At 68.9% G+C, this 21,283-nt stretch carries 13 protein-coding genes; 11 read left to right on the top strand and 2 right to left on the bottom strand.

The features are described from left to right. The first annotated feature begins 165 nt into the window (after nucleotides 1–165). The 7 genes from V1227_RS16735 (at nucleotide 166) to V1227_RS16705 (ending at nucleotide 11,309) form a co-directional block, all read left to right on the top strand. A complete protein-coding gene (locus V1227_RS16735; protein ID WP_329793505.1) occupies nucleotides 166–2,568 on the top strand; it encodes an RICIN domain-containing protein in 2,403 nt (800 codons plus the stop codon). 55 nt (nucleotides 2,569–2,623) lie between these two features. Then, complete coding sequence (locus V1227_RS16730; RefSeq protein WP_329793504.1) at nucleotides 2,624–4,084, top strand: family 43 glycosylhydrolase; 1,461 nt, start codon at nucleotides 2,624–2,626, stop codon at nucleotides 4,082–4,084. Nucleotides 4,085–4,555: 471 nt separating this feature from the next. Beyond that, entirely contained in the window at nucleotides 4,556–6,016 is a 1,461-nt protein-coding gene (locus V1227_RS16725) for an alpha-L-arabinofuranosidase B (RefSeq protein ID WP_329793503.1), read from the top strand. A gap of 622 nt (nucleotides 6,017–6,638) precedes the next feature. Continuing rightward, nucleotides 6,639–7,979 (top strand): glycoside hydrolase family 43 protein, encoded by a 1,341-nt coding sequence (locus tag V1227_RS16720; RefSeq protein ID WP_329793502.1) that lies wholly within the window; start codon nucleotides 6,639–6,641, stop codon nucleotides 7,977–7,979. A 134-nt stretch (nucleotides 7,980–8,113) separates the two neighbouring features. Next, nucleotides 8,114–9,475: a family 43 glycosylhydrolase gene (locus V1227_RS16715; RefSeq protein WP_329793501.1), complete on the top strand. Its 1,362-nt coding sequence runs from the start codon at nucleotides 8,114–8,116 to the stop codon at nucleotides 9,473–9,475. A gap of 23 nt (nucleotides 9,476–9,498) precedes the next feature. Then, nucleotides 9,499–9,645, top strand: a complete 147-nt coding sequence (locus tag V1227_RS16710; RefSeq protein ID WP_329793500.1) for a hypothetical protein — start codon at nucleotides 9,499–9,501, stop codon at nucleotides 9,643–9,645. A 194-nt stretch (nucleotides 9,646–9,839) separates the two neighbouring features. Continuing rightward, nucleotides 9,840–11,309, top strand: a complete 1,470-nt coding sequence (locus V1227_RS16705) for a family 43 glycosylhydrolase (protein ID WP_329793499.1) — start codon at nucleotides 9,840–9,842, stop codon at nucleotides 11,307–11,309. 221 nt (nucleotides 11,310–11,530) lie between these two features. On the opposite strand, the gene V1227_RS16700 is transcribed toward V1227_RS16705, so the two are convergent. After that, nucleotides 11,531–11,839: an alcohol dehydrogenase catalytic domain-containing protein gene (locus tag V1227_RS16700; protein ID WP_329793498.1), complete on the bottom strand. Its 309-nt coding sequence runs from the start codon at nucleotides 11,837–11,839 to the stop codon at nucleotides 11,531–11,533. Nucleotides 11,840–12,478: 639 nt separating this feature from the next. Here V1227_RS16700 and V1227_RS16695 point away from each other — a divergent pair. Next, nucleotides 12,479–13,759 carry an RICIN domain-containing protein gene (locus V1227_RS16695; protein ID WP_329794047.1) on the top strand — a complete coding sequence of 427 codons (1,281 nt, stop codon included), beginning with the start codon at nucleotides 12,479–12,481 and terminating at the stop codon, nucleotides 13,757–13,759. A 33-nt stretch (nucleotides 13,760–13,792) separates the two neighbouring features. On the opposite strand, the gene V1227_RS16690 is transcribed toward V1227_RS16695, so the two are convergent. Next, nucleotides 13,793–14,791 (bottom strand): LacI family DNA-binding transcriptional regulator, encoded by a 999-nt coding sequence (locus V1227_RS16690; protein WP_329793496.1) that lies wholly within the window; start codon nucleotides 14,789–14,791, stop codon nucleotides 13,793–13,795. A gap of 334 nt (nucleotides 14,792–15,125) precedes the next feature. On the opposite strand from V1227_RS16690, the gene V1227_RS16685 reads away from it, so the two are divergent. From V1227_RS16685 to V1227_RS16675, 3 genes are all read left to right on the top strand, one after another. Continuing rightward, the gene (locus V1227_RS16685) at nucleotides 15,126–17,171 is read left to right on the top strand and encodes a beta-galactosidase (RefSeq protein WP_329793495.1); all 2,046 of its coding nucleotides are present in this window, start codon (nucleotides 15,126–15,128) and stop codon (nucleotides 17,169–17,171) included. Between the two features lie 276 nt (nucleotides 17,172–17,447). Next, complete coding sequence (locus tag V1227_RS16680) at nucleotides 17,448–19,238, top strand: RICIN domain-containing protein (RefSeq protein ID WP_329793494.1); 1,791 nt, start codon at nucleotides 17,448–17,450, stop codon at nucleotides 19,236–19,238. A 204-nt stretch (nucleotides 19,239–19,442) separates the two neighbouring features. Beyond that, complete coding sequence (locus V1227_RS16675) at nucleotides 19,443–20,783, top strand: ABC transporter substrate-binding protein (protein WP_329793493.1); 1,341 nt, start codon at nucleotides 19,443–19,445, stop codon at nucleotides 20,781–20,783. Nucleotides 20,784–21,283 lie beyond the last annotated feature (500 nt).

Here is a 21,283-nt window from a genome sequence, read left to right as displayed (position 1 = left end):
CCGGACGACCGGCCACCGAACACCTGACGGTCGTTCCGCGAAGCCGTCGACCACCCCGCACCGCGACCACCCGATGCCGCCTCGGTGATCGCGCTGCCACACCGGACGACGTTCCCGATCCCGTCCGGCGATGGTCCTTGCCCTCCAACGCAGAAGGGTTCAACCATGGTCCGCAGAAGGAAAGGCCTGCTCGCCGCCTTGGCCTTGGGGACTGCCTCGGTGCTGGCGCCGGTGGGCGGCACCGGCGCGCAGGCCGCATCGGGCTCGTTGCGCTCCGGGAACCACGAGCTGGTCCTGACCACCGGCCCGACGAGCCAGGCGGTGGTGGTGCGGGAGGTGACCAGTGGTGCGTCGGTGCTGGCCGAGCAGCAGCCGATGCAGGTGATCGTCAAGAACGGTGAGACGCCGTCGGAGGTCAACGGGCAGTACACGTCGGTGGTGCTGGAGGTCACGCGGTTGGTCAGCGCCGGTGACGTGCGCAGCCGCAACGGCAGCGTGTTCCGGTTCCGGGACAGCTACGAGGCCGCGCCGGGCGGCGGGTTCAGCGTGGGCCGGACCGTCACCGTGGTCACCGCCGGCGTCGCCGACCAGGGCTTCAACTCCCGCTCCACGATCGGTGCGGCGGCTCCGCGTCCGTTGCAGGACTACCAGTTCCTCGCGCCGGGTGTGATGTACGACCGCAACCGCACCGTGCCGGCGGGGGAGTTGGGCAGCGACCTCAACGACAACTACCTGTACTTCCGCGAGATGCGGATGCCGTTGCCGTTCGTGATGATGCACGACCCGGGCAGCGGCCTGGACGTGAGCCTGGCCCACCAGAACCCGCGTGCGGCTTCGCCGGTGGACGAGGGCAGCGGGGCGTGGTTGGTCAACGGCGGGATCACGCACGCCGCGCTGGGCGCGCAGCGGGTGCCGTCGAGCAAGCTGGCGATCGTCTACCCCGGTGTGGAGGGGGAGAAGAACTACGTCAACCGGGGTGCGGCGTGGGTGCGGCGCAGCAACCCGGTGTCCGCGGGTTACTCCCAGAGCTACCAGTTCCGGTTCCGGGCGCACCGGACGGCGGACTTCGGTGCGGCGGTGCGCGATTCGTGGCGCTACCACTGGGACATGGCCAACCCCGAGATCACCAAGGTGCCGATCGAGCAGGTCTACCGGTCGTCGGTGGACGTGTTGGCTTCGTACCAGGGGAATTGGGGTGGGGCGCCGGGGTTGCCGTTCAGCGTGTGGATGGACGGCACCGTGCGCGAGATCAGTTATCAGATGGGGTTCGTCGGCCGGCAGATCCCGGCGGCCTACCTGATGCTGCGCGACGGCTACCTCAACAACCGCCCGGACCACGTGACGAAGGGGCGGCAGATCCTGGACTTCTGGGTGGCGAACTCGTCGGCGCCGTCGGGTCTGCCAAGGACGTGGTACGACGTGAACCCGCCGGGGTGGCGCGGGTTCTACCCGACCTACCTGCGCATCGCGACCGACGGCATGGAGGGCGTGCTCAAGGCGGCCCGGTTCATGCGTGCCCGTGGGACGCCGGTGGCGTCGTGGGAGTCCTACGCGCGGCGGTTCGGTGACTGGCTGGTCGCGAACCAGAACGCGGATGGGTCCTACTACCGGTCCTACGACCTCGCGGGCACCGCGCCGGACAACCAGGCCAAGTACAACACCCACAACACGATCCCGTTCCTGATGGAGCTGGCCGCCTACACCGGTGACACCCGGTACCGCACAGCGGCGCTGCGCGCGGCGGAGTTCGCGTGGCAGACCGTGCACCTGCCCTCGGCCTACGTGGGCGGCACGCCGGACAACCCCAACGTCACTGACAAGGAGGCCGCGAGCCTGGCGTTGCGGGCGTTCCTGTCGGCCTACGACCACACCCGCGACCAGCGGTGGCTCCAAGCGGCACAGCGGGCCGCGGACTTCGCCGAGACCTGGCAGTTCGCCTGGAACTACTCGGTGGCCTCCAGTCGCCCCGCCTACGCGGAGTACGGAGTGCGGGGTCAGAGCGTCATCGCGACCGGACACTCGGCGATGGATACCCGGCAGTCCGGGATGCTGTTCGACTACTACCGCCTGTACCGGGCCACCACCGAGTCGCTGGCGATGTTGCAGGACACCTACGGCAACAAGGACATCGACGTCCTGAACGGCGACCCGCCCGCCGGTCGGAAGCAGATCCGCAACCGGCACAGCGGCCTCTGCCTGGACGACTACACCGCCGTCACCACGCCGGGCGCCGAGGTCCGGCAGTGGACCTGCAACGGCCTGCCCGTCCAGGACTGGACCCGGACCCCGGTCGATGGCGACTACTACGAGGTCCGCAACGGCCACAGCGGCCTGTGCCTGGACAACAAGGACTTCGCCACCGCCCCCGGTTCGGTGGTCCAGCAGTGGACCTGCAACAACCTGGCCGTCCAGCAGTGGCGCCTGAGCACCACCAACGGCACGACGACGCTGGTCAACCGGCACAGCGGCCTGTGCCTGGACAACTACAACTGGGGCACCGCGCCCGGTTCCGAGGTCCGGCAATGGACTTGCAACGGTCTCGCCGCGCAGGACTGGAGCATCGCCTAGAGCCGCAGTACCGCCGTCACCGATCCGCTGTTCCACACACCCCCGAGGAGTGATTGTGCTGTTCGCTCAACGTCGAGGAACGGTCTGGCGGGCGATGTCGTTCGTCGCCGCCATCGTCGCCGGGCTGATCCTGAGCCCGATCAGCCAGCCACAGGCCGCAGCCGCGCCTGGTCCGTCGTTCACCAACCCGGTCGTGCCGGCGCCCAACAGCGCGGACCCGACGTTGGTGCAGTTCAACGGCAACTACTACTACGTCGCCACCACATGGACCTCCGACATCGTGATGCGCCGGTCGTCCACGATCGCCGGGCTGCGCAGCGCACCGGAGCAGGTGATCTTCCGCTCGGCCGGGAACACGATGTGGGCGCCGCACCTGGAGCAGGTCGGCAACCGCTGGTACGTCTACTTCTCGGTGGAGCAGTGCTGCGCCGCGCGCCGCACCCACGTGCTGGAGAGCGCCGGCAACGACCCGGCCGGCCCCTACACCTACCGGGGCATCCTGAACCTGATGCCCAACGACGGGTGGGCGATCGACGGGGCGCTGCTCAAGCTCAACGGCGCGCTGTACTTCCACTTCTCGGCCTTCCACGCCGACGGGTTGCAGTCGCTCTACATCGCGCCGATGTCCAACCCGTACACCACCTCCGCCTTCGGGACCCGGATCTCCTCGCCCACCCTGGCGTGGGAGCGGCAGGACGGCGCGGTGAACGAGGGGTCGTTCGCGCTGCAGCGGGGTGGCCGGACGTTCCTGACCTACTCGGGCAGCCACTGCAACGGCCCCAACTACAAGCTGGGCATGCTGGAGTACCGCGGCGGCAACCCGCTGGCGGCGGCGTCCTGGTCGAAGTTCCCGAACCCGATCTTCCAGCGCAACGACGCCAACGGAGTGTTCGGTCCCGGCCACCACTCGTTCTTCACCTCGCCGGACGGCACGGAGACCTGGATCGCCTACCACGCCAACTCCTCCGCGACCCAGGGCTGCGGCACCACCCGCACGACCCGCGTGCAGAAGATCTCCTGGAACGCCGACGGCACCCCCAACCTCGGCGTGCCCGTCTCCACCTCCACCGTCCTGGCCGGTCCCTCCGGCGAGGTGGACAACACCAGGCGTGCCCACATCCGCAACCAGCACAGCAACCTGTGCCTGGACGACTACAACTTCGTCACCACGCCGGGTGCGGAGGTGCGGCAGTGGACGTGCAACGACCTGCCGGTCCAGGACTGGTACCTCACCCCGGTCGGCGACGGCTACCACACCGTCGCCAACGGCCACAGCGGTCTGTGCCTGGACAACAAGGACTTCGCGACCGCGCCCGGTTCGGTCGTGCAGCAGTGGACGTGCAACGGCCTGGCGGTCCAGCAGTGGCGGATGACCACCACCAACGGCATGACGACGTTGGTCAACCGGCACAGCGGCCTGTGCCTGGACAACTACAACTTCGGCACCGCCCCCGGTGCCGAGGTGCGCCAGTGGACCTGCACCGGCGCGGCCAACCAGCAGTGGACCGTCGGCTGACGCCCACCTGACCGACGAACACACCCGACCGGTGGCACGGCTCTGCGACCCGCCTGCCCAGGTGCTCCTCACCTCCGACGCGAGGTGAGGAGCACCTGGGCACGTACCGGGCGGGTGCGTCGTCCCGGCACGCTGCTCACCGTCGAGAAACGACTTCGGCGCCGTGCCGGGTGAGGAGGTGGCGCAGCGGACGTGCAGCGGCCTCCTGGTGCAGAACCGGTACCTCTCGGCAGTCGGTGACGGGTACCACCGGGTCGGCGACGGCGGCGGCGATGGCCGCTGTTCGGCGCAGTGGGTGCGGATGCCGTGGAAGCCGGAGTTCACGATTCCGGTTCGCTGCGCCAGGTTGTCGCGGAGTCGTAGCCCGAGGCACGGGCCCGCGGACGCGACGATGTCGCACGTGCACTGCCCCGGAGTCCTCGCCACCGCAGCGATCCGCCCGCACTCGGCCTTTGAACGACAAGGAGAGCCATGAAAGTTCGAGCCATCACACGGTCCGCCGTGGCGTTCGCGACCGGGATCGCCCTCACGGCGGTGCCGTTCGCCGCTCCGGCGAACGGCGCGACCGAAGGACCGTGCGACATCTACGCGGCCGGCGGCACGCCGTGCGTGGCGGCGCACAGCACCACAAGGGCGCTGTACGGCGCGTACAACGGTCCGCTGTACCAGGTCCGGCGCTCGTCGGACAACAGCACGCGCGACGTCGGCCCGCTCACCGCGGGCGGGGTCGCCAACGCCGCCGCGCAGGATTCCTTCTGCGCCGTCACGACTTGCCTCATCACCGTCCTCTACGACCAGTCCGGCCGTGGCAACCACCTCACCCAGGCGCCTCCCGGCGATTTCCTCGGCCCGGCTCCGGGCGGCTACGACAACCTCGCGGTCGCGACCGCCGCGCCGGTGACCGTCGGCGGCCGGAAGGCGTACGGCGTGTACATCTCGCCCGGCACCGGCTACCGCAACAACAGGACCAACGGCATCGCCACCGGCGACCAGCCGGAAGGCATCTACGCCGTCCTCGACGGCACGCACTACAGCGACGGCTGCTGCTTCGACTACGGCAACGCCCAGACCGACGGCAAGGCCGACCGGCAGGGCATCATGGAGACCGTCTACTTCGGCTCCAACAACTGGTGGGGGTCAGGGGACGGCCCAGGACCGTGGGTCATGGCCGACCTGGAGTGGGGGCTGTTCTCCGGCGTGAACCCCCGTTACAACCCGAACCCGACCATCACCCACCGGTTCGTCACGGCGATCGTCAAGGGCGAGCCCGACCACTGGGCCATCCGCAGCGGCAACGCCCAGTCCGGTGGGCTGTCGACCACCTTCGACGGGCCACGCCCCAACGGCTACCACCCGATGCAGAAGGAAGGCGGAATCCTCCTCGGCATCGGTGGTGACAACAGCATCGGTGGTGCAGGCACCTTCTACGAAGGCGTGATGACCTCGGGCTATCCGACCAACGCCACCGAGGACGCCGTGCAGGCCAACATCACCGCCGCCGGCTACGCGGCCGAGTCGGTCGCCCCGGTCAACCGCATCCAGTCCTACAACTTCCCCGACCACTACATCCGCCACGTCGACTTCGACGCGCGCATCGACCCGAACGCCAACCCCGCCCAGGACGCCCAGTTCCGCGTGGTCCCCGGCCTGGCAGGCACAGGAACCGTGTCGTTCCAGTCGGTGAACTACCCCCGGCACTACCTGCGGCACAGCGGTTTCGACTTCGTTCTGGCGGCGGACGACGGCAGCGCGACGTTCAAGGCCGACACCGCTTTCCGCCAGGTCGCGGGTTTGGCCGACCCGTCTTGGTCGTCCTTCCAGTCCTACAACTTCCCCGACCGCTACATCCGCCACCAGGACTACCAACTGCGGCTGCACCAGATTTCCGATGCCACCGGCCGCGCCGACGCGACCTTCAGGCTGACGGGATGACCCCGCACCGCTGAGCCCTCATTCCACGACAGGACCTACACGACCGACAGGACCGACTACACCTTCAGATGGGGCGGGGGTCGCTCGTGACCCCCGCCCCAGTCGGGTGCCGAAGTCGGTCGTGCGGTCTGACCTGCGGTCAGGCTGCGGTGGGCTCCTGCTCGATCAGGTCGCCACTGACCGGTCGGCGACCTGTCGACGTGCGGCCCGGCTGGGAGGGTCCGGCTCGGGGCGGCCGAGCCCGGTACGTTCCTGGTGCCACCCGCCTGGTCGAGCGCCAGAGCACCGCCCCGCCGCGCGTGCGGTGACGCCGCGGGTTGTCGAGCGGTGGGCGACGCCGGGCACCGGATCGCGAGTTGGCAGTGACCTTGCTCTTGACATCCGCGTGGCCTTGCGCAGACACTGAACTGCCGCAGGATGTTAACGTGAACATCGCTTCTGGCAACTCCCGGTATTTACGCGCCACGTACCACCCTGCGCCATGTTTACGTAAACATGGCGCAGGCGGTCGGCACCCCGGCCGTGCTCCTCCAGCGCCACAGCGCTACCCGCCGGTGGCGACCGGCTTATCGGCAAGGCCGCTGCAGCCGGCGCTGCACGCAGACCGTTCCGAGGAGAGACGATGACGTCCCCCCGCTCGAGGATCGCCGCCGCCGTGGCGACCCTGCTGACCACCTTGGCTGCCTCCCTGTTGGTACACCAGCCCACCGCGCACGCGGCAGGTCCTGCGCCGCACTACGTGATGACGGCGTTCACCAACAGCAGCGAGTCGAACATGTACGTGTACGACTCGACGAACGGGACGAACTTCAACCTGGTTCGCTCCAACGCGTACACGCCGCCGTCCGGGCTGATTCGCGACCCGAGCGTCATCCGGCACACCGACGGCTACTACTACATCGTCTACACCACGGGCTGGACCGGTAACACGATCGGCTTCGCCCGCAGCGCGGACTACACGACGTGGACGTTCCTGCGCGACTTGACCGTCGGCCTGAACGGCTCGACCGGCAGCACGTGGGCACCGGAGTGGTTCAAGGACTCCGACGGCAGCGTGCACGTGGTGTTCTCGGCGTCGACCACGGGCACCGCGGGCCAGTTCCGGCCCTACCGGATCACCGCGACCGACAGCTCGCTGTCGGCGTGGACCGCACCGGTGGCGCTGGGGATCCCGGCCAACTACATCGACAGCTTCATCGTCAAGGACGGCGGGACGTACCACAACTTCGTCAAGAACGAGACGACGAAGTACATCGAGCACGCCACCGCCCCGTCGTTGAACGGCCCGTGGCAGTTCGTCGGCACCGGTAACTGGGCCGGCTGGGGCTCGGGCCTCGAAGGGCCGGCGCTCGTGCAGCTGCCCGACGGCCGGTGGCGGATCTACTTCGACCAGTACGGCGCCAAGCGCTACTTCTACGCGGACAGCTCCAACCTGAACACCTTCGGCGCCAAGGTCGAGCTGTCGGAGCTGTCCGGCACGGCGCGGCACTTCACCGTGCTGCGGGAGAACGTCGGTGACAGCACGGCGGTGCCGACCGGCAGGCGTTCGGTGCGTTCGGTCAACTTCCCCGACCGATATGTCAGGCACCGCAACAACGTTGCCTACGTCGAACCTGTCGGCACCGCCACCGATCGCGCCGACGCCACCTTCACCGTCGTCGGCGGGTTGGCCAACGGGAACTGCTACTCGTTCGAGTCGGTCAACTTCCCGGGGCACTACCTGCGTCACAGCAGCATGAAGCTCGTGCTCGCCCGCAACGACGGATTGGCCGTCTTCCGCGGTGACGCGACGTTCTGCGGCCGGGCGGGCCTGGCCGGGGGCGGCTCCACCTCCTTCGAGTCCTACAACTTCCCCGGCCGCTACCTGCGGCACTTCGGCTTCGAGATGCGTCTGGACCTGAGGAGCACGGACACGGTGTTCGCCCGTGACGCCTCGTTCACCCTGACCTCACCGCAAGCCTGACGATCGCAAGCCTGCCGGGTTCGGTGCGCGGACCACGTCACCGCGCACCGTCCACCGGGCAGTGCGGCACACCCATGTCCCCGACCCCAAGCCGTTCGTCGACCACCACACATCCGTTGCCAATGGAGGCAGCCATGTCGACCGCTCGATCCCGGCTCACCGGAGCCGTCCTGCTCATAGCCGCACTCTTGACCACGTTGATCAGCGCGCCCACGGCGTCGGCCGTCATCGGTCCATCCCTCGTCGGCGCCGGGTCCGGTCGCTGCCTGGACGTGGTGGGTAGCAACGCCACTCCCGGCAGCGAGGTGGGGATCTGGGATTGCAACGGGCAGGCGAACCAGGGTTGGGAGTTCACCGCCGCCGGGGAGATGCGGACGTTCGACGGCACGCGTTGCCTGGACGCCTACAACTTCGGCACCGCGCCGGGCACCCGGCTGGTGAGCTGGAACTGCACCGGCGCGGCGAACCAGAAGTTCCGGCGCAACGGCGACGGCACGATCACCGCGACCCAGTCGAACCTGTGCCTGGACGTGCTCGACCACGGCACCGCCAACGGCACTCGGGTCACCCTGTGGACCTGCACCGCCGCGCCCAACCAGCGCTGGTCCACCGGCCGGTCGGCCTACCCCAACCCCGGTTACGTCACCGGTGACATCGGCGTGCACGACCCGACCATCCTCAAGCGCCCCGACGGCAGCTACCTGGTCGCGTACACGGGCGACGGCATCCCGCTGAAGACCTCCACCGACCGGATCGCCTTCCGCAACATCGGTTCCGCGTTCCCCGGCGGCACGCCGTGGGCCAACGCCTACACGAACAACAGCCGCCAACTGTGGGCGCCGGACATCTCCTTCCGCAACGGCCAGTACTACATGTACTACTCGGCCTCGACCTTCGGTTCCATGAACTCGGCGATCTTCCTGGCCACCAGCCCCAACGGCAACCCCGGCACCTGGACCCACCGCGGCCTGGTCGTGTCGTCCCGTCCGGCCGACAACTTCAACGCCATCGACCCGAACCTGGTCGTGGACGACCAGGGCCGGTGGTGGCTGAACTTCGGCTCCTTCTGGTCCGGCATCAAGCTCATCCCGCTCGACCCCGCCACGGGTCTGCGGTCGGGCAGCTCGATGACCTCCATCGCCAGCAGTGGCGCGATCGAGGCGCCGTTCATCGTCAAGCGCGGCGCCTACTACTACCAGTACGTCTCGTTCGACTACTGCTGCCGCGGCGCGCAAAGCACCTATCGCATTATGGTGGGCCGCTCCACCAGCGTCACCGGCCCCTACGTCGACCGCAACGGCCGCGCGATGACCTCCGGCGGCGGCACGGAGATCCTGGCCGGGCACGGCAACATCCACGGCCCCGGCCACCAGGCCGTGCTCGCCGACACCGACGGCGACATCTTGGTCTACCACTACTACGCCGACAACGGCGCCCCGCTGCTGGGCATCAACCGCCTGGTCTACGACGCCGCCGGCTGGCCGTCCGTCGTCTGACCACCGATGGACGTCGAGGAGGATTGACGATCAACCGCAGAGCGGTGCTCGCCGCGGCGGCGAGCACCGCGCTCGGCACAGCAGTCACCCGCGGCGACGCGACCATCGGGGTCAATCCCGGCGTCAACCACGGCACGTGGGAAGGCCGGCAGATCGTACGGATCAACTGACCGCTGAGAACAATGCGGGACGGCATCAGCTGCTGCGGTGACGACAACAACCCGGAGCGTGCCCCGAGGAGCTCTCGGCAACGGACACATGACTCATGCGCGAGGCCAGCGTGTGGAAGGTAGAAGACCTCGCGAATGTCAGCGCTATACGCCTGTGCGTCATCTCGGCCTTCGTCCGAAACGAAAGGTCTTCCATGGACACCATCGCACCCCCTTCCAGCCGGCGGCGCATCCGCCCCCAGGTCGCCACCGCGATCACGGCAGTTGTCGCGATCCTGCTCTCGCTCGTCCAGGCGATCGTGGCCGCGGCCCCGGCCAGCGCGGCATACATCGACACCAACGCCACCTACATCCTGGCCAACCGGCACAGCGGCAAGGTCCTGGAGGTCTTCAACCAGGGCACCGCCAACGGCGCCCCCATCGACCAGTGGTCGCGCAACAACAACGCCTGGCAACAGTGGCAGTTCGTCGACTCCGGCGGCGGCTACTACCGGCTGCGCTCCGTGCACAGCGGAAAGGTCCTCGACATCGCCGCCACCTCCACCGCCGACGGCGCGAACGTCGCGCTGTGGACCGACCACAACGGCACCAACCAACAGTTCCGCGTCAGCGACAGCGAGGGCGGCCACATCCGCCTGATCAACCGCAACAGCGGCAAGGCCCTGGAGGTGTGGGGGTGGTCCACCGCCGACGGCGGCCGCGTCTCCCAGTACACCGACCTGGGCGGCGCGAACCAGCAGTGGCAGCTCATCAGGACCGGCGACCGGCCCCCTTACCCTCGTCCCGGTCTGGTCACCGGTGACACCGGCGTGCACGACCCCACGGTGGTCAAGCGTTCCAACGGCACTTATCTCCTCGCGCACACCGGGGACAACATTCCGCTGAAGACCTCCAACGACCGCACCGACTGGCGCAACGCGGGCTCGGCGTTCCCCGGCGGCGTCCCGTGGGCCCACCCGTACACGAACAACAGCAACCAGATATGGGCCCCCGACCTCACCTACGTCAACGGCCGGTACTACATGTACTACTCGGCCTCCAGCGTCGGGTCCTCGCGCTCAGCGATCTTCCTGGCCACCAGTGCCACCGGCGCCGCGGGATCGTGGAGGCATGAAGGCCTGATCTACGAGTCGCGCACCGGGGAGAACTTCAACGCCATCGACCCGACCCTGACCATCGACACCCAGGGCGGCTGGTGGCTGACCCTCGGCTCCTACTACTCCGGTCTCAAGCAGTTCCGGCTCGACCCGGCGACCGGCAAGCGCGCCGACTCGACCCTCATCAACATCGCCAGCCGGAACGCGCCATTCCCGCAGCTCCCCATTGAGGCGGCCACCCTCGTTCGCCACGGCGGCTACTACTACCTGTTCGTCTCCTTCGACTACTGCTGCCGGGGCGCCGCCAGCGACTACCGGATCATGGTGGGCCGCTCCACCTCGGTCAACGGCCCCTTCACCGACCGCGACGGGGTGTCGATGATGTCCGGCGGTGGCACGGAGATCCTTGCCGGCCAAGGCAACATCCACGGTCCCGGTCACCAGGAGTACCTGGACGACACCGACGGATCAATCCTCTTCTACCACTATTACGCCGACAACGGAAACCCGCTGCTCGGCATCAACAAACTCGACTGGGACCAGAACGGCTGGCCGTACGTGTACTGAGCAATCGAGCCAACGGCGTACCGGCCGGCCGATCGAACGGTCTCTGATCGGCCGGCCGGTAACCGCAGCCAGGAAAGGCGCTGAAATTCGCCTGGGGAAGGCACTGTCCACAAGTGACTGATACGGCATTCGTTGCCGGTATGGCATCCGGGAACCAGGGATGCGAACCGGCACAGGCCCGGACCTGCAGGCATCCCCAGTGGGGCGGTTGCGCGCGGCGGTCAGCGCTCGGGCGTTGACAAGGTGCCGGTCTCGGAGGCTGCCCGGGAGGCGAGCAGCGACAGTGCCAGCAGGCTGGGCCACAGCTGTTCGCCGGGCACCTCGTCGGTGGCCACCAGGGTTCCCTGGGCGTGGGGGATGCGCACGTACTCGGCCTGGCAGGTGCTCGTGAACTCGCGGTGCAGGCAGTTCGACTGGAAGCCGTTGCGGCAGTTGGCGCAGGTGTTGTCCGAGGTCGCGAAGGAACCGACGACGAACTGGCCCGGCTTGACCGAGGCGACCTCGGCGCCGACTTCCTCGACGAAGCCCACGTACTCGTGGCCATCGGGTGCGCCTCGCCGACCGGCTCCAGGCCGCGCCAGGGCCACAGGTCCGAACCGCACACGCAGGTGACAGCCGTGCGGATGATCGCATCGGTCGGGTGGAGGATCTTCGGATCGTCCAGGGTTTCCAAGCGGACATCGCCGGGTGCGTGGATCACTGCTCCGCGCATGGGGAGTCCTTCCGTGGTGAGGCGCAGGGGCGACCACGATGGTCGCGTCGGCGCGAGCGGGACTCTCGTGCCGAGCACGTTTGCGTGGTGCCGGTGTGGTGACGCGCCGGGCCGCCGCAACGGGCGGAAACGGCTGGCTGTCCTACGGCAAATCGGGGCGTGGTAGGAACTTTCGCCCGGGGTGGGGCGAGCACCGCGCGGGATATTGGGTTTCGCCACGTGCACTGTTAGCGTTAACACAGCGCCTTCAGGTGGCGCGACCCGCTGGCGATGCCGTTCACCGGCTGCACGGGTGCCCGGAGGCGTCGACGACGCCGGTCATCGCTCGGAATCCCACTGTCCGGCACGCGGGACGCAGTCCGCACGCCGCAGATTGGAAGTGATCAGGATCAGGACTTCACGCAATGGCCGACTGGCCCTTGGCGGCATGGTGGCCGCCGGTGTGCTCGTGGGTTCGATGGTGATCGGCCTGCCGCAGGCGAGTGCCGCGAACCCGGTCATCCCCGACCGGTTCGTCGCGGACCCCTCCGCGCACGTGTTCAACGGGCGGGTGCACCTCTACCTCACCGACGACCAGACCAACAGCGGCACCTACTGGGACTCGAGGTCCTGGCGGTCGTACTCGTCGTCCAACCTGGTCGACTGGACCGACCACGGTGACGTGTTCTCGGTCTCCGGGTTCTCCTGGGCGAGCCAGTACGCCTGGGCGCCCGGTGCGGCGGAGCGGAACGGGCGCTACTACCTCTACCTCCCCGTGGACCGGACGAAGATCGGTGTGGCGGTGTCGTCGTCGCCGACGGGCCCGTTCTCCGACGCCCGCGGCAACCCGCTCGTCGACCGGGCCCGGGACGTGAACGTCGGCGAGGAGCCCATCGACCCGATGGTCTTCACCGACAGTGACGGTTCGTCCTACATGTACTTCGGCACGCGGACGCCGAAGGTGGTCCGGTTGGGCGCGGACATGGTGTCCACGGCGGGGCCGATCCTCGACGTCCGGGTGACCGGTTCGACGGTGTACGGCGAGGCTCCTCACCTGCACAAGGTCGGCGGCACCTACTACTTCACCTATTCGACTGGCTGGCCGGGCCAGATCCACTACGCCACCGGCACGTCGCCTCTGGGGCCGTTCGCCTACCGCGGTGTGGTCCTGGACTACGTCAACGTCAGCACCAACCACCAGTCGATCGTGCAGTACCAGGGGGAGTGGTACATCGCCTACCACAAGAACGCCCGCACCGGCGGCGGTGACTTCAAGCGGTCGGTCGTGATGGATCGCCTGCACCACAACGCGGACGGCACGATCCGCACGGTGACCCAGACCGCGGGCGGCGTAGGTCCGTTCTCGACCTTCACCGCGCAGCACAGCGGCCTCAGGCTCGACACGTCCGGCTCCTCGGTCCGGCAGGCGACCGCGTCGACCGCGCAGTCGCAGCACTGGCAGCTCCGCGCCAGGGCGGGCGGCTACGTCGAGGTGATCAACCGGGCCACCGGTTCGTGCCTGGACGTGTCGGGCAGCTCGACCGCGGACGGCGCGAGCGTGCTGCAGTACGGCTGCCACGGCGGTGACAACCAGCAGTGGACCGTGCGCCGGTTCGACGCCACCACTGTGTCACTGGTCAACCGCGCCAGTGGCAAGTGCCTCGACGTCCCGTCGTACAGCCCGACCAGCGGGACGCTGCTCGTCCAGTGGACGTGCGGCGGCGGCACGAACCAGCGTTGGCGCCAGGCGCCTGCCTGACGGTTCGCGGCACGAGGAGCCCCGCCGCTCGCGTCACCGCGCGCGGCGGGGTGGCGCCGTGCTGTGGCGGACGACCAGCTGGGTGGGCACCAGGCCCGCGTCGGAGCCGTTGCCCGCATGGCGGATCTGCTGGAGCAGGCGCTGGACGCAGCGCCGCCCCACCTCGGCGAAGTCCTGGTGGACCGTGGTCAGCGGTGGGATGAAGTAGCCGGCGTCGGGGATGTCGTCGAACCCGACCACGCTGATGTCGTCGGGCACGGTGCGACCGTGTTCGTGGAAGGCGCGCAGCACGCCCAGCGCCATCTGGTCGTTGGCGACGAACACGGCGGTGCACCCTGGTCGTTCGGCCAGTCGAAGGCCGGCTTGGTAGCCGGAGGCAGCCGACCAGTCGCCCTGCTCTATGCGCGGAACGCGGCGGCCTGCCTCCTTCAGGGTCGTGCGCCAGGCGTGGGCGCGGCGTTCGGCGGAGAACGACCCGGCCGGACCGGCGACGTGCCAGACCGTGCGGTGCCCCAGGTCCAGCAGGTGGCGGACGGCCTGCCTCGCGCCGTCGTACTGGTCGCTGTCGACCACGGCGTAGTGGTCTCCCGCGTCGGAGTCGACCACGACGAGCTGCACGCCGGGTGGCAGCGTCACCGTGGCGGTGTCCAGCAGGTGCACCTCCATGATCACGACGACCCCGTCCACCGCCAGTTCTTCCAGGCGGGTGAACGCCCCGAGCACGTCGTCCTGGGTCGGCCTCGCGACGGGGATGAGCGTGATCGCGTAGCCCTCCGCGGCGGCGTGGTCGGCGATCGCCTCGACGGTGCGGCTGTTGCCCGTGCTCGACAGCGTGAAGAGCACGACGCCGAGGGTGCGGAACTCGCCCATCCTCAGGGCGCGCGCGGCGCTGTTGGGTCGGTAACCCAGCTCTTTCATCGCGGCGAGCACGCGGTCACGGGTCGAGGGGATCACCCTGGGATGACCGGTGGACACCCGGGACACCGTCTGCGACGAGACGCCGGCCAGTCTCGCCACGTCGCCGATGGACACCCCGCGTTTCGTGCGACCCCGGCGGCCGGAGGAGGCCGGTGGTGTCGTTCCTGACGATTTTTCCGCGGCGCTCATCGCCTACCGCCTTCCTCGACGGGCGCCTGCTACTGACGCGTCGGGTCTTGACGACCGTGTGTCACGGTGACACTATCGGCTCGATGTTCACGTTAACATGGGCCGTCGGCGCTCGCGTCGGCCTGTGGCGGACTCCTTTGTCGATCGCTTGTCCTCCAAAGGGTTGCGAGCGCGTGCCCACGGCCATGTTGACGTAAACATGAAGCGGGTGGCCAAGCGATCGACCACTCGTGGTGCACTCCAAACGTCAGGAGCAGCAGTGGCCCCTCGTCCTGCCCCTCGCTGGCTACGCCGGCCCGATGCGACCGCCAGGGCGCGGCTGGCCTACGGCGCCGACTACAACCCGGAGCAGTGGCCCGCCGAGGTGTGGCACGACGACGTCCGGGCGATGCGGGCGGCCGGGGTGAACATCGTGTCGCTGGGGATCTTCTCGTGGGCGCGGCTCCAGCCAACCCGGGACGCCTGCGACTTCACGTGGCTCGACACCGTCATGGACCTGCTGCACGCGGGCGGCATCGCCGTGGACCTCGCGACGGCGACGGCCTCGCCACCACCGTGGTTGACCACCGAACACCCCGAGGTCCTGCCCGTGGACCGGACCGGCGCGACGGTGTGGCCGGGTGCTCGCCAGCACTGGCGGCCGACCTCGCCCGTCTTCCGCGAGCACGCGCTGCGCCTGGTGCGCGCCCTGGCCGAGCGGTACGCGGACCACCCGGCGCTGGCGGCCTGGCACGTGTCCAACGAGTTGGGCTGCCACAACGTCTACGACTACTCCGACGACGCGTCGCGTGCGTTCCGGACGTGGTTGCGGGCCCGGTACGGCACGCTGGACGAGCTGAACTCCGCCTGGGGCACGGCGTTCTGGTCGCAGCACTACAGCGACTGGGGCCAGGTCCTGCCTCCCCGGCAGGCGGCGGCACACCCGAACCCGACGCAGCAGCTGGACTTCAAACGCTTTTCCTCCGACGCTCTGAAGGACTACCTGCGGGCCGAACGCGACCTCCTGAGGGCTCTCACTCCGGACGTGCCGGTCACGACGAACTTCATGGTCATGCGCGGCATAAAGGGCATGAACTACGCGGACTGGGCGGACGAGGTCGACTTCGTCTCCAACGACCACTACGTGCACCCCGGGCCGCAGGCGCTCGACGAGCTGTCGTTCTCGGCGAACCTGACCGGCAACCTGGCGCCGGGACGCCCCTGGTTCCTGATGGAGCACTCCACCAGCGCCGTCAACTGGCAGCCCGTCAACTTGGCGAAAGGACCGGGCGAGCTGGCCCGCGACTCGCTGACCCACGTGGCCCACGGCGCCGACGCGGTGTGCTTCTTCCAGTGGCGGCAGTCGGTCGCCGGTGCGGAGAAGTACCACTCCGCGATGCTGCCGCACGCCGGGGAGGACAGCGAGGTCTTCCGCTCTGTCAAGGACCTCGGCCGGACCCTGGAGGAGCTCGCTCCTGTCGCGGGCACGGTGCGCCGCCCGGCCCGGGCCGCGATCCTCTTCGACTGGGAGTCCTGGTGGGCGTCCGAGCAGGACTCCCACCCCACCTCGCTCCTGGACTACCGCCAGGAAGCGCTCGACTGGTACTCGGCCTTCCTCGACCTCGGCGTCCGCGTCGACGTGGTGCCCGCGCACACGCCGCTCGACGGGTACGACGTCGTCGTCGCCCCGGTGCTGCACGTGGTCCCGGCGGCGTTGTCCGAGCGCCTGAACACCTACGTCGCGAACGGGGGACACCTCGCGGTGACGTACTTCTCCGGCGTCGTCGACGAGAACGACCACGTCTGGACCGGTGGTCACCCCGGCGCGCTGAGGGAACTGCTGGGCATCCGGATCGAGGAGTTCGGCCCCCTGCCCGACGACCGGCGGGTCGACCTGGACAACGGCACGACCGGCACGATGTGGACCGACCGCGTCGACGTCACCTCGGCCGAGGTGGAGGTCCTCGCCTGGTACAAGACCGGGGACCACGCGGATCGGCCCGCGATCACCAGGCGCGTCACCGCGACCGGGTCGGCCACGTACGTGTCCACCCGCCTCGGGGCCGCGGGTCTGCGTCCGGTGCTGGCGGAGCTGCTGGACGCGGCCGCCATCCGCAGCGAACTCCCGCCGGAGGCCCGTGGCCGGGTCGAGCTGGCCGTCCGCGGTGGCCACGACGCGACCTTCTGGTTCCTGATCAACCGTACCGAGGAGCCTGTCGACGTCCCCGACCTGGACGGCGACATCGTCGTCGGCCCCGACGCCTCCGGGCGGCAGCTCGTCCTGCCACCGCGGGCGGTGGCCGTGCTGCGGCGACACGCCGAATGACCCGTGCGCTCCACGAGAGAGGTCACGTGATGAGAATCCTGCGGCAGGCACCGCACTCACCGGTCCCCGTTTCGGGGCTGTCGACCGACGGCACACCGTTCCTCGAGGCAACCGCGCCGGCTTCGGCGCGGCGAAGCGTGGGCAAGTCTCGCCGCCAGTGATGCCCGCGCAGTCATGTTTACGTGAACATGGCGACGATCGCTCCGGTGGCCCGGCTTTCCGCCTCCAGCTCCGGACCACCACCACGAGAACCGAACAATCCCGATTGGACAGCCCGTGAACACGAAGAAGTGGCTCGCGAGGGCCGTGACCGCGGTGATGGGAGTGGCGCTGTTGACCATCCCCACCGTTCCCGCCGGGGCCGTCAGCCCGACTCCGCGAACGCTCTACCAACTGCCCGCCAACGCGCAGTGCACCAAGGGCCTCGGCAACTGCGCGATCTACTCCAAGTCGGCGGCGCTCCCGAGCGGCCGCCTGGTCGCCGGCTTCGAACGAGCCCTCGTCGGCCCGACTGGCACGGCGGTCGATCAGGTCATCCCCGTGTACAAGAGCGACGACGACGGCACGACCTGGCAGCCACTGGCCGAGGTGCGGGCGCCGGCGTACATGTCGAGCAACCCCGCGCACGCGAAGTACACGAGCAACTGGGGCAGCCCGTTCTTCTACACCCTTCCCCAGAACGTCGGAAACCTGAGCGCCGGCACGTTGCTGCTGGCGACGACCGTGACGGGGGAGGACCACTACTACACCGAGCAGAAGGCAGCCGACCCGAACTGGGTGCCGACCAACGACGGTGACCGCCGCGACATGGCGACCGCCCTGTACTCCAGCACCGACCAGGGCGCGTCCTGGAACTTCCTCAACATCATCACCACGGCAGGTTGGCAGGGCGGCAGCGCCGGCGCCATCGGCCAGCGCATCGCCCGCGCCAACACCTACCGCCAGGTCGACCCCGTCTGGGAGCCGTACCTGATGGTGTACAACAACCAGCTCGTCGCCTACTACTCCGACGAGAACGACTTCACCGGCTACAACCCCTCGACCGGTGTCCTGACCATGCGCGCCGACAACGGCACCGCACCCGACTCCCACGGACAGGTCATCGCCCACCGGACCTGGAACGGCTACACCTCCAGCGGGTGGAGCGCACCCGTGGTGGACGTCGCGGGCCTCACCGAGACCGTTGCCGGTGTCAGCCAGATCGGCGGCGGCCGTCCGGGCATGCCGAACGTGGTGCCGACCACCGACGGTCGGTGGATGATGACGTACGAGTACTTCGGCGGCGGCGACAACGTGCGCTACAAGATCTCGTCGAACCCGCTGGACTTCCGCTCGGTGGGCGGTGCGGCGGGAACCAACATCAGCGCGCTCCCGGTCACCGCCGGTTCCCCCGCGCTCACCACCGGTGGAAGCCCGGTCGTCATCCGGCTGCCCGACGGCCGGCTGATGTTCAACGCATCCGGCAGCGGCGACGTCTGGGTCAACCCCAGCGGCAGCAGCACCGGCCCCTGGACGCGGCAGCGCACCACCATCCAGGCGGGCTACTTCCGCAACCTCACGTACGTGCCGCGCACCGGCCGAGTGCTGATCCTCTCCGGGGCGGGCACCATCAGCCACGCCGACATCGACTTCGGGCGATCCGCCGGGGCGTACTACAAGCTGGTCAACCGGCAGAGCGGCAAGGTGCTCGACGCGTACGGCGCCGACCTGGCCGACGGCGCCAACCTCGTGCAGTGGGCCGACAACGGCGGCTTCAACCAGCACTGGCACGTCATGGACACCGGTGACGGCTACCGGACGTTGCTCAACCGCAACAGCGGCCGGGCGGTGTCCATCTACGGCGCGAGCACGGCCGACGCGGCGCACGCGGCGCAGTGGGTGCAGAACACCGCGTTCGACCAGTCGTTCCGGCTCGAACCGGTGGGCGCCTACTACAAGATCCGCGCCCGTCACAGCGGCAAGCTGCTGAGCGTCGGTGGTGGATCGACCGCCGACGGCGCACAGGTCATCCAGTGGCCGGACGAGAACCGCCTCGAGCAGCACTGGTCGCTCGTCCAGGTGTTCTGAACGGCAGACCGTCGAAGCGCCAGGGGTAGGCCACCGGGTTCGACCGGCGGCCTACCCCTGGTCACACGGAGCTGCACACCTTCGATGCTCTGCGTCGCGTGAACGCACCACCGCGGACGTGCGACGACCCGCCGAGACAGCAGCGGCGGGCGACCGGCGACGCCCTCATCCCCTCCCCACGACAAATCCGTGAAAGGCCGCCCCATGCCCTCCGGGAGACGACCGCGCCGCACCCTCGCGGTGCTCGTCGTCGCAGCCGCGGTGCTGGCCGGCTGCGGGTCCGCCGACGAGCAGCCGACCGGTGCGGCAGCGGTGCGGGCAGCGCTGGACCAGCCGACCACGCTGACCTTCTGGACGTGGGTGCCCAACATCGAGAAGGCGGTCGACAAGTTCGAGACCGCGCACCCCAAGATCAAGATCGACGTGGTCAACGCAGGTCAGGGGCCGGACCACTACCTCAGGCTCCAGAACACGCTCAACACGGAGGTCGGCGCCCCCGACTTGGCCCAGATCGAGTACTTCGCCCTGCCGCAGTTCGCGACCTCCGGCCAGATCGCCGACCTCACCCCGTACGGGGTGGCGGACCTCGAGGAGCGGTTCACCGCGTCGGCGTGGTCGCAAGTCGTGGTGGACGACAAGATCTACGGCATCCCCCAGGACACCGGGCCGATGGTGATGTTCTACCGGAAGGACATCTTCGACCGGCTGCGCCTGGAGCCACCTGCGACGTGGGACGAGTACCGCAGGACCGCCCAGCGCCTCAAGCGCGATCGACCAGGCACCTACGTCACCTCCTTGGACCCGGTGGACTTCGGCACAGTGGGCGGTCTGATCTGGCAGGCAGGCGGAAGGCCGTTCGCCAACCGGCCGAACAGGTCGATCGGGGTCAACCTCACCGCGGACGCCGGCGTCGACGCGTTCGCCGAGGTGTGGGGAGCGATGCTGGACGACGGCACGGTCGAGCCCGTCACCGAGTGGACGGACGAGTGGTGGACCTCCATGGCGGAGGGCAGGTACGCCACGTGGTTCGCCGGTGCCTGGGGGCTGGCGAACCTGGAGAAGTCGATCCCGCGGACGAGTGGACAGTGGGCGGTCGCCCCGATGCCGCAGTGGAACGCGGCCGAACCGACGGCCGGTGAGCACGGTGGCTCCTCGGTCGCGGTCACGGCCGAGAGCGAGAAGAAGGCCGCCGCGGTCGCTTTCGCCCAGTGGCTCAACTCCGACCCCGAGGGCGCGGCGTCGCTGAACGCCGACGTGCGCCTGTTCCCGGCGACCAAGGCCCTGCTGGACGATCCCGCGTTCCGCGAGCAGCCCGTCGCCTTCTTCGGCGGCCAACCCGCGAACCGGGTTTTCGCCGAGGCGTCGCGGCGAGTGGGCACCGGCTGGCAGTACCTGCCCTACCAGGAGTACGCCAACACGGTCTTCGACAACACCGTCGGGAAGGCGATCACCGGTGAGTCGGACCTGGGGACGGGCTTGAGCCAGTGGCAGGAATCCATCACCCGGTACGGCCATGAGCACGGCTTCACCGTGTCGGGCCGCTGACGGTGTGCCAAGAAGTGGTTCCCCGCCGTCACCCGGACTGGCATCGCTGTCGCGAGTGGACGGTGGAGTCCGGAACGCCACCCGGCTGAATCGATACTCCACACTGGAGGAGGGACGATGACGTCCATCTCGCCGCCGGTCCAGGTTCCGCCGGCACGTTCGGCGCGCCCGACCCGCGGGCCCTCTCGTCGCCTGCGCGTGGATCACCGAGGTTGGGTGTTCGTCGCGCCGTTCCTGCTGGTGTTCGCCTTGGTGTCCTGGCGCCGATCGCCTATGCGATGTGGTTGAGCCTGTTCCGCGAGCAGGTGTTCTTCGGCGGTACGGAGTTCGTGGGACTGGACAACTACGCGGCCGTGCTGGGCGACGCGAAGTTCTGGGAGTCGTTCCTGCGGGTGCTGGTGTTCCTGCTGGTTCAGGTGCCGGTGATGCCGGGGTTGGCGCTGGTGGCGGCGTTGGCCATCGACAGCGCACGGCCGCACGCGGCGGGGCTGTTCCGGATC

It is taken from the genome of Lentzea sp. DG1S-22, from assembly GCF_036321065.1.
GTDB classification, from domain to species: Bacteria; Actinomycetota; Actinomycetes; order Mycobacteriales; family Pseudonocardiaceae; genus Lentzea; species Lentzea jiangxiensis.
Note: the sequence above shows the minus strand (reverse complement) of the source record. Positions and strands in the feature narration are given on the sequence as shown.

Bases quoted from the DNA above. Each gene is read 5' to 3' on its own strand.
- V1227_RS16735 (WP_329793505.1), top strand. From the start codon at position 166: ATGGTCCGCAGAAGGAAAGGCCTGCTCGCCGCCTTGGCCTTGGGGACT.
- V1227_RS16725 (WP_329793503.1), top strand. From the start codon at position 4,556: ATGAAAGTTCGAGCCATCACACGGTCCGCCGTGGCGTTCGCGACCGGG.
- V1227_RS16720 (WP_329793502.1), top strand. From the start codon at position 6,639: ATGACGTCCCCCCGCTCGAGGATCGCCGCCGCCGTGGCGACCCTGCTG.
- V1227_RS16715 (WP_329793501.1), top strand. From the start codon at position 8,114: ATGTCGACCGCTCGATCCCGGCTCACCGGAGCCGTCCTGCTCATAGCC.
- V1227_RS16705 (WP_329793499.1), top strand. From the start codon at position 9,840: ATGGACACCATCGCACCCCCTTCCAGCCGGCGGCGCATCCGCCCCCAG.
- V1227_RS16695 (WP_329794047.1), top strand. From the start codon at position 12,479: ATGGTGATCGGCCTGCCGCAGGCGAGTGCCGCGAACCCGGTCATCCCC.
- V1227_RS16675 (WP_329793493.1), top strand. From the start codon at position 19,443: ATGCCCTCCGGGAGACGACCGCGCCGCACCCTCGCGGTGCTCGTCGTC.